Source organism: Microbulbifer mixtoriginis (SeqCode) (assembly GCF_052466765.1).
Genome location: NZ_CP174289.1, coordinates 3,146,563 through 3,160,823 on the forward strand (window position 1 = coordinate 3,146,563; position 14,261 = coordinate 3,160,823).

A 14,261-nucleotide genomic window follows, 5' to 3' on the forward strand; every position below is an offset into this window, starting at 1 on the left:
TCTTTTGTGTAAATTCGAACTTTAGTGGTTGCTAGTACCTATGGTGCTCCGATTGAGAGCCAAAAGATATGCAAAACTTTATTGAGGGGGCGGATTGATCACTGTGAAAGCGTTAGCTAGCCAGAATGTCTCGCGTTAAGTGAGAGGCTGTCATTTACTGCTCTGGAGGAAGGCATTATAAGGGGTAAGTGTTATCCCCGCGCGCCAAGACTATGAAAGACAGAATAATAAGACTGCGGTTACTGGATCTGTGGCGTTCTATTTTTAAATGTTGGTACATTCGTCCCTCTTTCTATGTTTTTCTACTATTAACCTTCTATGCCCTTTTCCTGTCCAAGGTTCCGGTATGGGCGCATACTCCCCTGGACGTGAACACCAATGAGCAGGGGGAAAATTCCACCGGACTCCATGCGATATGGCACGACAAGGGTGGAGAGAGCGATATTTATAGTGCACGACAAGCTCATGAGTTGGGAGAGTTTCGCATTCTGGAAACAGCGGGTTCCACCGGTCTAAGCGCCGGTGTTTTCTGGTCTCACTTTACGTTGCGCAATCGCGACAGCCACCCGCTAACCCTAAATATTGAGTATGTCGATCACCAGCTGGTCGGTTTGCAAGCCTTTAGCCGGAAGGCGGGCAGTGGTGATCTCTTCCGCGAGGTGAGCATCCTTTCTATTTATGAGCCTTTTACCCGTCGGCAGGTGGCGCATAACCGTTTTGTTTTTCCAGTGACCATCGCACCGGAGGCCACTCAGGAGCTAATGGTAAGGTTCGATTCTGGCGAATTGGGTGTGGTCTTTCCCAGTCTGCGTATCTGGAGCCCCCAGGCATTGCAACAAAATAGTAAGGGTGAGACGAGCCTGATCGCTTTTCTGTTTGGAGGCTACTTTCTAATGGCGGTCTTTGCCCTGGTGGGAGCGATCGCAATCAAAGAAAAGATTCTCTATATCTATTCTTTTTACTGCGCCAGCAAAATCCTGGTGTGGGGTACGGTGCTTGGATATACCCATCAATACCTGATGACCGGCAGCTTCCACTGGGGATACGGCTCTCTTAGTGGGGCTGTGGCAATTATGGCCGGGCTTGTCTTTGCACGGACATTTCTCGAAACCCGTCAGTACACGCCAAAGTTGGACTTCCTCTTACAGCTGATGTTACTCAACGGTGCTTTCCTGATTGGTTGCGTGTTTTTAGAGCTGAAGGCCCTTTCCCAAATATCCATGATCATCGCGTTGCTTTGTTATCCCCTGGTCGTGCCGATCGCGATGATTCGCTGGCGCCAGGGAGAGAATGCTGCAGGAGTGTTTGCCCTGGGGTGGGCCACCCTAGTGCTGGGGCTACTGGTGCAGGCAATGCGTGATCTCGGTTATGTGGTGCACAACCCGGTCAACTACTATTGGCCGCCGGTGGCCTCTTTTGTGGAGATGCTGGCGATTATGGCAGCGATCGGTTTAATGGTGCAGCGCCTGCGGTTACAGAAGGATCGGGCGGAAAAAAAATACCTGCAACAGCTGGAAGTATCCAAGATTGATCTTGAGGAGTTGGTGCAGTCACGCACTCGGGAGTTGGAGGCTGCCAAGGCCAGGGCGGAATTGGAAGCACGTACCGATCCACTTACCGGCATTCACAATCGGCGCAGTTTTTTTGAAGAGTCCAATCTTTTGCTCAAATTGGCTCAACGCAAGCAAATTCCCCTGGGTATATTGATGTTGGATATAGACCGCTTTAAATCAATCAATGATTGCCATGGCCACCTCATCGGTGATCAGGCCTTGTGTGCCACTGCCCGGGTAATAGCCCAGCATGTGCGTGAGGTAGATGTGTTTGGGCGTATAGGCGGTGAGGAATTTGCACTACTGGTTAGTGCCGATGGCCCAGGTACGCTGGCTGTTGCCGAGCGTATCCATGAAGATATCGCCAAAATTATGATCAAGTCCGGTCTGGGGCCGGTGCAGTTTACCGCTAGCATTGGCGTGGCCCAGCTGCAGGGAGAGAGAGACGTGCTGGAATTATTGCAGCATGCCGACAGCGCTCTTTACCGGGCCAAAAGGACAGGTCGCAATCGTGTCTTAGAGTATGCAGTGGCGGAGGGCTGAGCTACTGCACATAGGTCACTGCGTTGAGCACCCTGATACGCACGTTTTCCGGTAGAGGTACCAGACCGATATTGCCGGCTTCCGACTGGGAATTTTGGCTCAACATAAAGACCAGCATCTGTCTTAGAGCCTGAGCAACATCATCTTTCTGATTGGCGTAGAGCAGCAACCAGGAAAAGCTGGTAATCGGGTAGGCATCTTTACCTTTGGGGTCCCAGACCCAGGCGATCAGGTTGGGCGCGCCACTCACGGGCAGTTTGCTATCGGGAAATTCCACTTCTTCTAATGCAGCTACTCCGCTCTTGGCATTGGCTTCGATAAATTGACCGGCGCGGTTTTCCAGGATTGCTACCGGTAAATTGACGATGTTGGCAAAGCCGTGCTCCACATAACCGATGGCACCGGGTATTTCTCGTACTTTGGCCGCTACACCCTGGTTACCTGGTGCGATTTTAAAGGTCGACAGTCGGGGCCAGTCGGGTGTTCGGTCCAGGCCAATATTCTCACGGAACTCTTCACTAACGGCGCTGAGGTGGCCGGAAAAAATATAGGAAGTTCCGGAGCTCTCAGAGCGGGTAACCACTGAAATATCTGTGCGTGGTAATTTAATATCTGGATTACTGGCGGCGATGATTGGATCGTCCCAATGGCGGATCTTGCCCATAAAAATGCCCACATAGGCTTCCCGCGATAGTTTCAGTCTATTGATACCCGGTAAATTAAACACTAACACTACTTGCCCGGCAGTGACGGGTAATACAACACCTCCCTCTTTGAGTTTCTTGAGTTGATCGACTTCTATGGCCGCATCTGAGGCGGCAAAATTTACTGTATGGCCGAGGAAATCGCGGATGCCGTCCCCGCTATTACTCATTTCATAAAAAATAAAAATATTGTTCTCGCGGTGGGTAAACTGGCGAAACCACTCCACATAAATCGGATAGGGGAAACTGGCGCCACTGCCCCGCAGATTAACGGGGTTTTCTGGCACCTGGGCTTGCACTTGTAGGCCGAAGAGTGAAATGCCAGCGGTCACCGCCAGTATGGCTGCAAGGCGGCGTAGTACCGCGGTGTACCTCGATAACATGGGTTACCTCAACTGAAGGGTCACCGGTCTCTTATTGGAGACCAACGACGAGCCGCCAAAAATAGGCTTCGATTAAAAAATTCTAGCAGGACCGGCGGCTTCGTGTGAAAGTGCGCCGTTCTGGGATGACTAGCTGCCCACTTCACCGCCATCGTCCCTATAGATGGCCAATACCGAGGGGCGCGGTGGCAGTTCCGGGTTGTTATCCGGCCAGCGGTGTAAGGGGTGGTCGTAAGTAGAGTTGAGGGCGTCGGCAGGGTGTTGCACTGCGATAAACAGAGTTGTGCCATCGGGAGTAAACTCGGGGCCGCACACCTCAGCGCCCTGCGGGCATCCAAAGAAGTGTTTGGGCGCGGCGCGCATTGGCCCCTCGGTGGCCATGGCCCAGAGGCCGTCGTGGAAGCCGAAACGCTCGCAGCCGTCAGTGGCCACCCACATGTTGCCATGAGGATCGAAGGCGACATTGTCCGGGTTGGTAAACCAGCCGTGATTAGAAATATTGTAAGTGGATTGCTGCCCGTAAGCGCCGCGCTCCACGGGATTCTCCGCATTGGGATTGCCGCCAAGTAAAAACTGGTGCCAGCGGAATTGGTCGCCGGTGTGATCTCGGCCGGTTTTTTTACCAGGCATGGCCGGGGGCACAATTTCCAAAATATGCCCGGCAGTATTTTGGTGACGGGGATTAGCCGCATCCACACCGTCTTCGGCGCGGCTTTTATTCTTGGTTAACATCACATAGGTGCAGTCGTTGTGGGGATTGGTCTCTACATCCTCCGGGCGGTCCATAGGAGTGGCGCCCAGCAGTACAGCGGCCTGGCGTGCGTCAATCAAGACATCTGCTTGATTGTGAAAACCGTTGTTGCTGTTTAGAGGGCCCTGCCCAAAAACTAGTGGCAACCATTTCCCACTTCCATCCGCATCAAAGCGTGCCGCATAGAGGGTGCCTTCGGTCAGTAAATTGCGATTGTGGGTTGGATCTTTGGGCAGATAAGCCTCTTTGGAGACATAGCGGTAGACGAACTGATGTTCGTCGTCATCGCCGCCATAGGCCACCACTGGTTGGCCCGGCTTACAGACCAGGGTAAAGCCCTCGTGTTCAAAGCGGCCTAGGGTGGTCAGCTTGCGCGGTATAGATTGCGGGTCGTAGGGGTCGTATTCCACCATCCAACCAAAACGATTGGGTTCGTTGGGTTCTTGCTGTATATCGAAGCGTTGGTCGTAATCACCTAAGTTGCGATTGTGGAGTCTTACGCCGAAGTCACGGTGATTGCGCGCCTCGCGAGTATCCTCGACTTTGTTGGGATCTCCTTGGAAGGCGCCACCAAATCCCTCCTCGGCCACCAATACCGTGCCCCAGGGAGTCTTGCCACCGGCGCAGTTGCCAATGGTACCGAGCACCTGGGTGCCAGAGGGATCTGCGGTTGTTTGCAAGCGTTTGTCTCCGGAGGCGGGGCCACTAATTTGCATCGGCGTGGTCGCGGTGATGCGGCGATTGTAGGGGCTCTCCAAAACCGGCTGCCAGCCTTTGTCGGTACGTGTAATTTCTATTACCGAGTGGCCACAGGCGGCTAGTTCTATGGCTACATGCTCGGCACTGACTCCCCGCGTGGCACTATACTCATCGTTGTAACCAGAGAACATCAGGTGTGGTTGGGTGTACTCGTGATTTACACATAGTAGGCCGCGATCGCTGTTACCACTCTGGCAGTGGATATCTCCGTGCCCGGCAGGGGTATTCTCCGCCAATGGCATAAAGGCGATAAAGTCGTTGTTATAGCCAAAGCGTTGAGATTGCCCCTTCGCCGTCAATTGTTTCGGCTCAAATTCTTTGAGGTTAGCGACAATGGGGTCGCCCCACCGTAGCAGGATATCGGCGCTGTAACCCTGCGGTAAATGATGTTTGAAGTCCAAGCTGTGGGGAACTTCCTGAAATGAGAGATTCTCCCGATGATGCTCCGATCCGCAGCCAGGCATAAAGCTGGTTGCGGCGCCCGCAGCCGTGGCACCACCAATGGCCTTCAATAGCTTTCTACGGTCAGGGTTTTTAGGAGAATCTTTCATTGCTGCTGCTCCGTTGCGGGGAACCTAATAAAATTAAATTAACCTGACCTAATTAAATCGATGACATATCTTTTACGCAATCGATTAATTAAAAGAGGTTAATAAAAAGCGATAAATAAATAAGGATATTTAATTTATCTGGGAATTTTTCCAGCTATTTCTGAAAGCTTGATGACAGCTTAAAAAAACCGTCATGTAAAGTTCATAGTCGCCTACTAGTCTGCGCCCCAATAAATACGCCGCCGGGACTAATTGGAGTGGGACGCCATGAAAAGCACAACCATCAATTTTCGAACGCCCAACACCCCCGTTACCGCGCTTGCCATAGCAGTTTTTTGTGCTAATAACGGCTTGAGTGGCAATGCTTATGCACAAGAGAGCCAGGCCCGCACCATGGAAACGGTGACGGTTACCGCTCAGGCCAACAATGCGCGCAGCGACCTGGATCGTCAGCGTGACTCCAACAAGCTGGTGGCAGTACAAACTTCTGATGCCATTGGTGAGTTGCCGGATGCCAATGTAACAGAGGCCCTGCAGCGGATGCCTGGAGTCTTTATTGCCCGCGACCAGGGTGAGGGACGTTTTGTGGGGGTGCGCGGTATTGATCCCAACTTGAATGCCGCCAGCATCAATGGCGTCAGTCTGCCCGCACCAGAAATTGGCAGTCGCGCTGTGGCTCTGGATGTCATCCCCTCAGACCTACTTGCCAGCTTAGAAGTATTCAAAACCCTTACACCGGATATGAGTGTAGACTCCATCGGCGGGGCCATAGAAATCAAGAGTATTAACGCGCTGGACTACGATGGCAGTCGCTATAAATTCAGTGTTGAAAACAGTTATAGCGACCTGCAAGAGGAGCACAGTCCAAAATATGCAGCCACCATGACCAATGTTTTCGATCTCGATGGCAACAGGCGCTTTGGTGTCGCTCTGGCAGTCAGTCATCAGCAGCGAGATTTCGGTTCTGAAAATATTGAAACTGATGGTAGCTGGGAAGCGCTTGTGGCCGAGGACGGTAGTGAGGGGATTGGGGCAACTGAAATAGAACAGCGGGATTACACCATTACTCGTGAGCGCACCGGTATGGCCGCGAATTTCGACCTGAAATTGAGTAGTGGTGCACGAATCTATCTGCACAATCTCTATTCCGACTTCTCAGATCAGGAGATCCGTCAAAGCAATTCCTGGAAACTGGATGCAGAGCGCGATGAGCCAGAGACGATCTCCAGACATAGCGCCATTTGGGAAGAGGCGGCATTGGAAAAATCCTTGAAAGATCGTCTGGAAGAACAGGAGATTATTTCAACAGTATTGGGTGGAGAGCATAATTTCGAACAATGGGGTCTTGCCTACGTGCTGGGTTATTCTTACGCGGAGGAATCTGAGCCACATCGCCGCGATACCGACTTTGTCCTTGAACCACTGCGCCTGGGTTATGTGGAAGCGGGTAAAACTCCGCGTATGGCAGTGGACAGTAGCGACGCTGAAAAAATATTAGATCCCGCCAATTATCAACTGGACGAGTTGGTTATTGAGGATAATTTCTCCGAGGATGAAGAGTTGAGTTTACGTCTGGATTTTACCAGGGAGATAAACTGGGGCACCTATGACTCAACTGTGCAATTTGGCCTGCACGAACGCCAGAGGGAAAAACGCGGTGATCTGAATGCCAGCGTTTATGATGGTTTTGCCGGTGACTATACCTTGGCAGATTTTGTTCGTAACGATATTGATTACCGTCTCGATACCTTCGGACCGGGAGTTAATCCAGGCAATCTCAATCGATTTATTAATCGCAATATTGCCAGTTTTGAGATAGATGAAACTGAAACCGCCCTCTCTTCTGCGCGTGATTACCAGATGCAGGAAGACATCAGTGCGCTCTACGTAATGAATACCATCGAACTTGATCGCGCTCAATGGGTCTTTGGAGTGCGCTATGAACGCACCGATTTCAGTGCCGAAGGAATGCGTGTGATTGAATCCGAAGAGCCAGTACCCGGTGCCGATTTCATTGCCGATGAGGTCTATGCAAGTGCGGTCAATTATCAGCGCGATTACGATCACTTCTTCCCTAGTGTAAACTTCAAGCTTGATTACAGCGATAATATTGTGCTGCGTGCGGCCTACACCGAGTCCCTGTCGCGCCCCTCGTTTGGCCATCTGAGTCCCTCGCCGGCGCAAATTGAGTACGACGTTGGTGAGCTAGAAGTGGAAGCTGGCAATCCAGCTCTGCAACCTTATGAATCTCGCAACCTGGATTTCTCCGCAGAATACTACGCGGATCATCTGGGTATGCTATCGCTGGGATTGTTCCACAAGTCTATCGATAATTTTATTGTGATGTCCGATGTTTCCAGTAGTGCGGACTTTACTCAGTATATCGGTAACCTGATAGTGGAAGAGGCCGAAATACTTCAGCCTATCAATGGTGAAAGGGCACGGATTAACGGTGCGGAACTGGCTTGGACACAGGGCTTCGATAATGGTTTCCTACTGCGTGCTAACGCGACCTTCACAGACTCTGAAGCCCGTCTAGGACTGGGGCCGGATCGTCAACGTAGCGATGGAATATCTATGCCATCCCAAGCAGATCTGGTGGGGAATTTTATTGTCGGTTATGAGCGAGACACTTTTAGCCTGCGCTTGTCTGCTGCTTTTCGCAGCGAGCGATTGCTGGAGGTAGATATGGAGGATGCATCCCGTGATCGTTATGAAGAGGATCACTTACAATTGGATCTCTCTGTGCGCTACCACTTGAAAAACGGTTTACTGCTGACATTCACCGGAGTGAATTTGACCGATGAGCCTTATTATGTGCATAACTCTGGTTTCAACGGTCAATATGAAGAATACGGGCCGACTTATGCCCTGGGCCTGAGTTACAGCACTTTCTAGCGGGACAACATCTAAAGCATTTTTAATAAAATTACGGTGTTTATTCACTGCAAGGAGCCTCACACAGGTGGGGTTCTTTCTCCGGAATTGAATGGCTCTCCATGAAACAACTGCATTTTATTATTGCGATCATGCTCGCCGCTGCGCTACTCGTAAGCTGTGGTCACGATGTGGATTCTGTTTTACGCATTAAAAAGGCCTTGCCGCAACGGGTAATTCCCTTGGATGCGATGGACGCAGAACAGATTCTGCCGATACGGGTTGGGACTGAGCAATATTTATTGCTTGCCAGCGAGCGTCGCGGTTTGCTTGTAATAAATTCCTACGGAGAAATACTCGCCTCCCAAAAGGGAAGGGTGGAACGCCTAGCCGTAAAAGCTCTGCCTAATGAAAATTTACTGGTGGCCTCCTACGATGAGCGCCTGGCGCAAATAAATTTACATGAAATACGCCACAGTGATGCTTCAAAAAACGTAAATTTTAGGCTACTGGGTAGCCAGAAAATGCCAACTCCACAGAGTGCCCTGTGCTTTTCCCAACAAGAACAGCGCACTCATTTGTTTAGCATTGGTGAAGATGGCATAGGTCGTGAATATTTATTATTCCCAGCCCAACAACAGTGGCAGATGCAAGAAGTACGTCCACTCTATTTTGGTGAGCAAGTTAATGCTTGCGCAGTAAGCCCACGCTCCCAACGCCTGCTAGTATCTCAACCACCCATTGGAATCCTGAGCTTAAATACAAACGCGGAAAAGGATGAGCAGCGTAAGTTATTCCTCAGTGCTCAATGGCTTGGTGAAGACTTCGGCAATCTATGGTTTGATGCTCGTAGTGAAAGTCTGTGGCTGAGTGCAGGTGATCAGATACATCGCTACCGACTGCCTTTTTCCTCAGAGGAGCCAGAGTGGCACCTTCATATTAACGAGAACCACTCGGCAGTCTCCCCAGTATTCTTAAATGGTCAGCTCTGGGCCCTGGATGTTGATCGGGATCAGCTGTTGGTTTTTGATGATGTGGAAAGTGATTACTTAGAAACTGAGTCTACAGGATTTGATCCTGAGAGCGGTGATTCAATCGTCAGTGTATTTGCTCGCAATCAGACGGACCCGGTAGAATCATTTGGTGATGCTGCTGATGATCCTGCTATCTGGGCCAATAAATCCCAGCCACAGAATAGCCTGATTTTGGCAACGGACAAAAAAAGTGGCCTGAATATTTACAATTTATCGGGAAAGCTGCTCGAACATTTTCCTGTGGGACGTGTTAACAATGTGGATATCCGCAGTATTGAACATCCTCATTATAGTGCATTAGCGGCAGCATCTAACCGCTCGACCGCCGGAGTGAACCTCTTTGCCATCACGGCTGAGGGGCATGTCGAGCACCTGGGGCTACGCGCTATAAATTTGCAAGATCCTTATGGCCTATGTTTGCAAAAAACCGATAATCAACTTTTTGCTTGGGTATCGGATAAAGATGCTGCCTTGCACCAGTTTGAAATTGATCTTGGCGAGAATCCCACAGAATTTTCGTTAAAAAAGTATACAGAAATAGTCGTAAATAGCCAGGTTGAAGGCTGTGTCGTCGATGATAAGTGGCAGAGGCTCTTTTTTGCCGAGGAGGATCGGGGGATTTGGTCACTGGGCCTTAAAAAGCAACAGAGTAGTGAATACCAGGCTAAATTGGTTGCTGAAGTGGATGGTCAGACCCTGGTGGATGATGTGGAAGGGCTCGCCCTCTACCTAACAGAGGATAGTGGTTACCTGATCGTCTCTAGCCAGGGTAATGACAGTTATGCGTTATTCACACGTGATGGTAATGACTTTGTTGGTCATTTTAGGGTAACAATGAATGTGCGCTCAGGTATCGATGGAAGTTCTGAAACCGACGGTCTGGATGTTACCAGCCTGAACCTGGGACCGGAATATCCAATGGGTTTGCTTGTTGTCCAAGATGGCAGGAATCGTCTGCCCAATGCCAAGCAGAATTTCAAATTGATTGATTGGTATACGGTGAGTGAGGCATTGGGTTTGTCGGTCTTTGTTAAAAATTAACCATTTATATTTATTATGACAAAAACCTGATGAAATTTTCTATAGAGTTACTATGAAAAATATTGAGATTCGTCTTTGTTATAAACCTGATATACATAATAAAAATTGTTTTGGATATTTCCTGCTCCAAGCTATGATCTAGCGTTGTTGGTTATAGTGATTTTGATTAAATTTTCTACCTGAGTCAAAAAAATAAAAATTTGGTGAAAAATTAAATCTAGAGGATCTCTAAATAATTCCGCGATTCCTCTGGCCACCAGAGTAGTTTATAATCAAAATGTTGATTTGAAAGAATGCCTAGAATTTCCAAGAAGTTGCAATACAGAATGTAAATCGCTCTGAAACCCTTGAGGGGCAGGCCATATCTGCCACGTTCCAGCTCTTGCAGAGGGTTAGTACTATCCGCGGCTAACCTTTGTAATCCCTAAGACTCGCAGAGGCATTAAGGAATTATTTAGAGGCTCCGCTGCATCCCCGATAATGATTTTTGACTTATTAATGGATTAATTGTTGGGGCAGGTTTTGTATAGGTGATATGTTTGCTTATTAACCAGCTCTTTAAAATCCCAGCTACTAACTGCCCCTGCGACTTTAAAGCTTAAATTCAGGAATATATTCAGCTGCAATTTTATCTACAAACTGGATTGGCAATCCGCCAATTAAATTTGTAAGAACAACTATGGATAGTTTATCCTCCGGATAGTGAATCATAGTTGCCGCATTTCCGCCGCTCGCACTAACTGCACGGTGATGTTCCCGATCGATAACTTGCCATCCAATAGCATAACCATTCTCTACATGATTAAACCCAGCAGTTTGGCCATTCTTTAAAGTGATCGGTGTCCAAAGAGAATGGAGGTTTTTGAGCAGCTTTTTAGACTGCAAGGCAATAAGATATTGCGCAATTTCTGTTGCTGTTGAATTCATGCCAGCTGCACTTTGTAATATGTAAGGGAATTCAACGTAGTTATTTTTGTGCTGGCCCTTATCGGAATCGTAGAGATATTGCCTTGCATGATTGCTAATAGGACGCGTCATGTGTTCAAAGCCGGCATCAGCTGTTAATTTCATATTGGCGATTTTAAGCTGATTATCGATAATAAATTTTGGGAAGCCACCTTGTACGTATTTATCGATTATTTTACCGATAATAACATAACCCGTCTGATTATAACTAAACTGTGTGTTTACTTCAGATTTTAAAGGTAACTCTTTTACTTTGTTCCATGCAGCATCTGGATTGCCACGAACAACCAAATCAGCAAGGTAACCACTGAAAATATTGGGCAGCCCAGAAGTGTGTGCCATTAAATGTTTTATCTTTATTGACTTCCAGTAGGCAGGTAAGTCAGTAAGGTGTTTGCCAATCTCATCATCTAAGGAAAGGCGTCCTTGCTCTGCGAGCTGTAGCAATGCAACACCCGTAAACGCCTTAGTCATTGAGTTAATTGGAAATACAGTGTTGGATCTTACCGGCACATTGTCTTGTAAATTAGATAACCCATAATTTCCAAGTTTGATTATTTCACCGTTTTTAACGATGGCCAATTGGAGACCAGGGATTTGGCGCTTATCCATGATGCTTTTGATCAGCTTATCCACAGAGTCTGCATATGCTGGAAAGCTGAAGGATATCATAACAACAGCTAGAATTGTTAAGCGTAGTCTAGTTAGTAATCGAAGCGTATAATTCATAAACAATATATCCTTATTGTTTTCCAATCTTGGGGGAGCTTTATAGCTGAATTGTCTCTTTTATAAAGAATATGATCAATCATTATGGTAAGACTGTTATCTTGCTATAGATTCTTGAAAGAAGGATGTTTTACTATAGAAATGTAATTATTTGTAATTTCTATTTTTCATGGATATTTATGCAGTCAATGTATTTATAGGCTAAATTATTGCTGCTCAAATATACTCAAAATAAATACACACTTCTTTATGGCGAATATCTAAGGTAGCAAGTATTTAGATATATTAAATCTCCGTTAATCACTTTAAGTTAAGAGCAGTTAAATTTCCGGTTCCTGTTGGGTTGTACAATGTATACCTCCACCACCGGCTGCTATGCCATCAATATTGATTTGTATAATATCGCGATTAGGAAATGCTCTTTGTAATTTTCGCTTGGCTGAGGCATCTGCATAGTGATCGCCGAACTCAGGTGCTATGACCGCGCCATTGCAAACATAGAAGTTAATATATCCAGCGGCGAAATCCCTGTTGTCAAACCGCTCTCGAACTATTGAAGGTGCCTCTAATACAATAACTTCTAGTTCGCGGCCACTGGCATCCGTTACAGAGCGTAGAATCTCAAGATGCCGCTTTGTTACCGCGTGATCGAAAGAGTTGGGATCGGGATCAAAGCCGGCAACAACTACACCTGGGTGTACGAAACGGGCATAAAAATCTGTATGTCCGTCAGTGATATCCATATCTTTAATGCCAGGTAACCAGATAATTTTCTCTAGACCAAGAAGCTGCTTTAATTCCCGTTCGCATTGTTGCTTACTAACACCTGGGTTACGGTTATCGTTGAGCACACAACTCTCGGTTATGATCGCGGTACCATACCCATCAACCTCTATCCCGCCGCCTTCGAGTATCAGGTTAGTTTGGATACTGGGTACACCGGCCGACTGAGCAGTGAATGCAGCAACTTCTGCATCATTATCAAAATCCTGCTTTTCTCCCCAACCATTGAAGTTGAAGTCAATAGCCGCTTTATCACCGTTTTCATTTACAATAAAAACGGGGCCTGTATCACGTATCCACAAGTCATCTAGAGGGCAAACAACTAGTTCGATCTTATCTCCCATTAGTCGCCGGGCAAGTGGGAGATCTGCTTGTCGAACCAGCATTGAAACGGGCTCGTACTCCGCAATCGTCAGCGCAATTGTTGCCAAATTCTGCTGGACTTCCCTAAGGAGTTTCCGTCCCCAAATTTTGCGGCTTGCACCAAAGGCCATCCAAGTACGCAGGTGAGGCTCACCCTCATCTGGCATGTACCAAGTACTTTTACTATTCATTACTGCAAATGACTCCTTGGTGCCATTCAGTAGAGAGGCTGCAGTAAAAGTACCTAGAACCTTAACGAAATTACGACGATTGGTCATAAAGTGACCTCCCTTTCTTAAATACAAATGATGCTACCGAAGAAGATAAGTTGATTAAAAGGATATCAGGTTAACTAACCCATAGCAGTAATCCATGTATATTAGCCTCTTTTATGGCTACCAATAATTTACAATAAGTATAAAGTTCACAATCATCATAAAAAAGTGATTCATTGCTTCTTAAAATACGCAATTCAGAATCATCTGTGTTTGAAAGTGCTGGCCAGTGACGTTTTTTACCAAGTAACTCAGTATCGTGACTTAATTGTGGGTGTGAACTAACCTTCAGAAATTTTGTATTGAATATATTTAATTTCAACTTTTGATGCTCAATATCTAGTGGAATAAATGCCTCTGAATACTCGATTTTTTTAGTTCTTCTTTTGTCTAATATCGGTTTTAATAGATTATATGGTTTTTCTAAGTCATTCCATGAGCAATCATGTGAGCAGCAAAGTTCTTGCTGAGTATCATTAAATATTAGATTTAATTTATGTTCTAATGTTTTTTTACAACTGATGTCAAAAGTATTATTGTAAATTGCCGTTGGAGTTCCTACCCAGAAGCAAAACATTCTATCGTTTTTTCTAAATTTCTTTAATATGCTCAACAATATTTTTCCTTGAGACTTGAGGTAAAGAACTGTAGCCGATGGGTTGTGCAGGCTATGAAGTCAGTATTATCAAGGTTTTTTTAGAGAGCTAATTCCTACAATTTTTCTTCTGAATCAAGCCAAACTCTACATTTATTCAGCATCCACACCTCTGTGGGCACTGCCATGAGTTAATAAATAGATTGAATCATTTTCAATGAAAAGCAGCTCTGTATCATCATTCACAAACTTAGTTGAAATAATCTTTATATAGTGATCAGCTAGACAATGAGTATCCAGTCCGCCACTAAGGGATTAATTTAGTGTCAACTCCCCTAAAACAACATTGAATCA

The 14,261-nt window shown here is 46.9% G+C and carries 8 protein-coding genes; 3 read left to right on the forward strand and 5 right to left on the reverse strand.

The window, feature by feature from the left end; all coding sequences use genetic code 11:
• Positions 1 to 212: 212 nt before the first annotated feature.
• The gene (locus ACJJIV_RS13825) at positions 213 to 2,096 is read left to right on the forward strand and encodes a diguanylate cyclase (protein ID WP_444889328.1); all 1,884 of its coding nucleotides are present in this window, start codon (positions 213 to 215) and stop codon (positions 2,094 to 2,096) included.
• A gap of 1 nt (position 2,097) precedes the next feature.
• Here ACJJIV_RS13825 and pstS read toward each other — a convergent pair whose 3' ends face one another.
• Both pstS and ACJJIV_RS13835 read right to left on the reverse strand, forming a co-directional pair.
• On the reverse strand, positions 2,098 to 3,183 hold the full coding sequence (gene pstS, locus ACJJIV_RS13830) for a phosphate ABC transporter substrate-binding protein PstS (protein WP_252083407.1): 1,086 nt from the start codon (positions 3,181 to 3,183) through the stop codon (positions 2,098 to 2,100).
• A 129-nt stretch (positions 3,184 to 3,312) separates the two neighbouring features.
• Complete coding sequence (locus tag ACJJIV_RS13835) at positions 3,313 to 5,244, reverse strand: PhoX family protein (RefSeq protein ID WP_444889329.1); 1,932 nt, start codon at positions 5,242 to 5,244, stop codon at positions 3,313 to 3,315.
• A 267-nt stretch (positions 5,245 to 5,511) separates the two neighbouring features.
• Here ACJJIV_RS13835 and ACJJIV_RS13840 point away from each other — a divergent pair, with 267 nt between their 5' ends.
• Positions 5,512 to 8,142 carry a TonB-dependent receptor gene (locus ACJJIV_RS13840; protein WP_444889330.1) on the forward strand — a complete coding sequence of 877 codons (2,631 nt, stop codon included), beginning with the start codon at positions 5,512 to 5,514 and terminating at the stop codon, positions 8,140 to 8,142.
• 101 nt (positions 8,143 to 8,243) lie between these two features.
• On the forward strand, positions 8,244 to 10,196 hold the full coding sequence (locus ACJJIV_RS13845) for a phytase (RefSeq protein WP_444889331.1): 1,953 nt from the start codon (positions 8,244 to 8,246) through the stop codon (positions 10,194 to 10,196).
• Positions 10,197 to 10,787: 591 nt separating this feature from the next.
• Here ACJJIV_RS13845 and ACJJIV_RS13850 read toward each other — a convergent pair.
• From ACJJIV_RS13850 to ACJJIV_RS13860, 3 genes are all read right to left on the reverse strand, one after another.
• The gene (locus ACJJIV_RS13850; protein ID WP_444889332.1) at positions 10,788 to 11,798 is read right to left on the reverse strand and encodes a serine hydrolase domain-containing protein; all 1,011 of its coding nucleotides are present in this window, start codon (positions 11,796 to 11,798) and stop codon (positions 10,788 to 10,790) included.
• A 413-nt stretch (positions 11,799 to 12,211) separates the two neighbouring features.
• On the reverse strand, positions 12,212 to 13,315 hold the full coding sequence (locus ACJJIV_RS13855; RefSeq protein WP_444889333.1) for an agmatine deiminase family protein: 1,104 nt from the start codon (positions 13,313 to 13,315) through the stop codon (positions 12,212 to 12,214).
• A gap of 70 nt (positions 13,316 to 13,385) precedes the next feature.
• Positions 13,386 to 13,925, reverse strand: a complete 540-nt coding sequence (locus ACJJIV_RS13860) for a hypothetical protein (protein WP_444889334.1) — start codon at positions 13,923 to 13,925, stop codon at positions 13,386 to 13,388.
• Positions 13,926 to 14,261 lie beyond the last annotated feature (336 nt).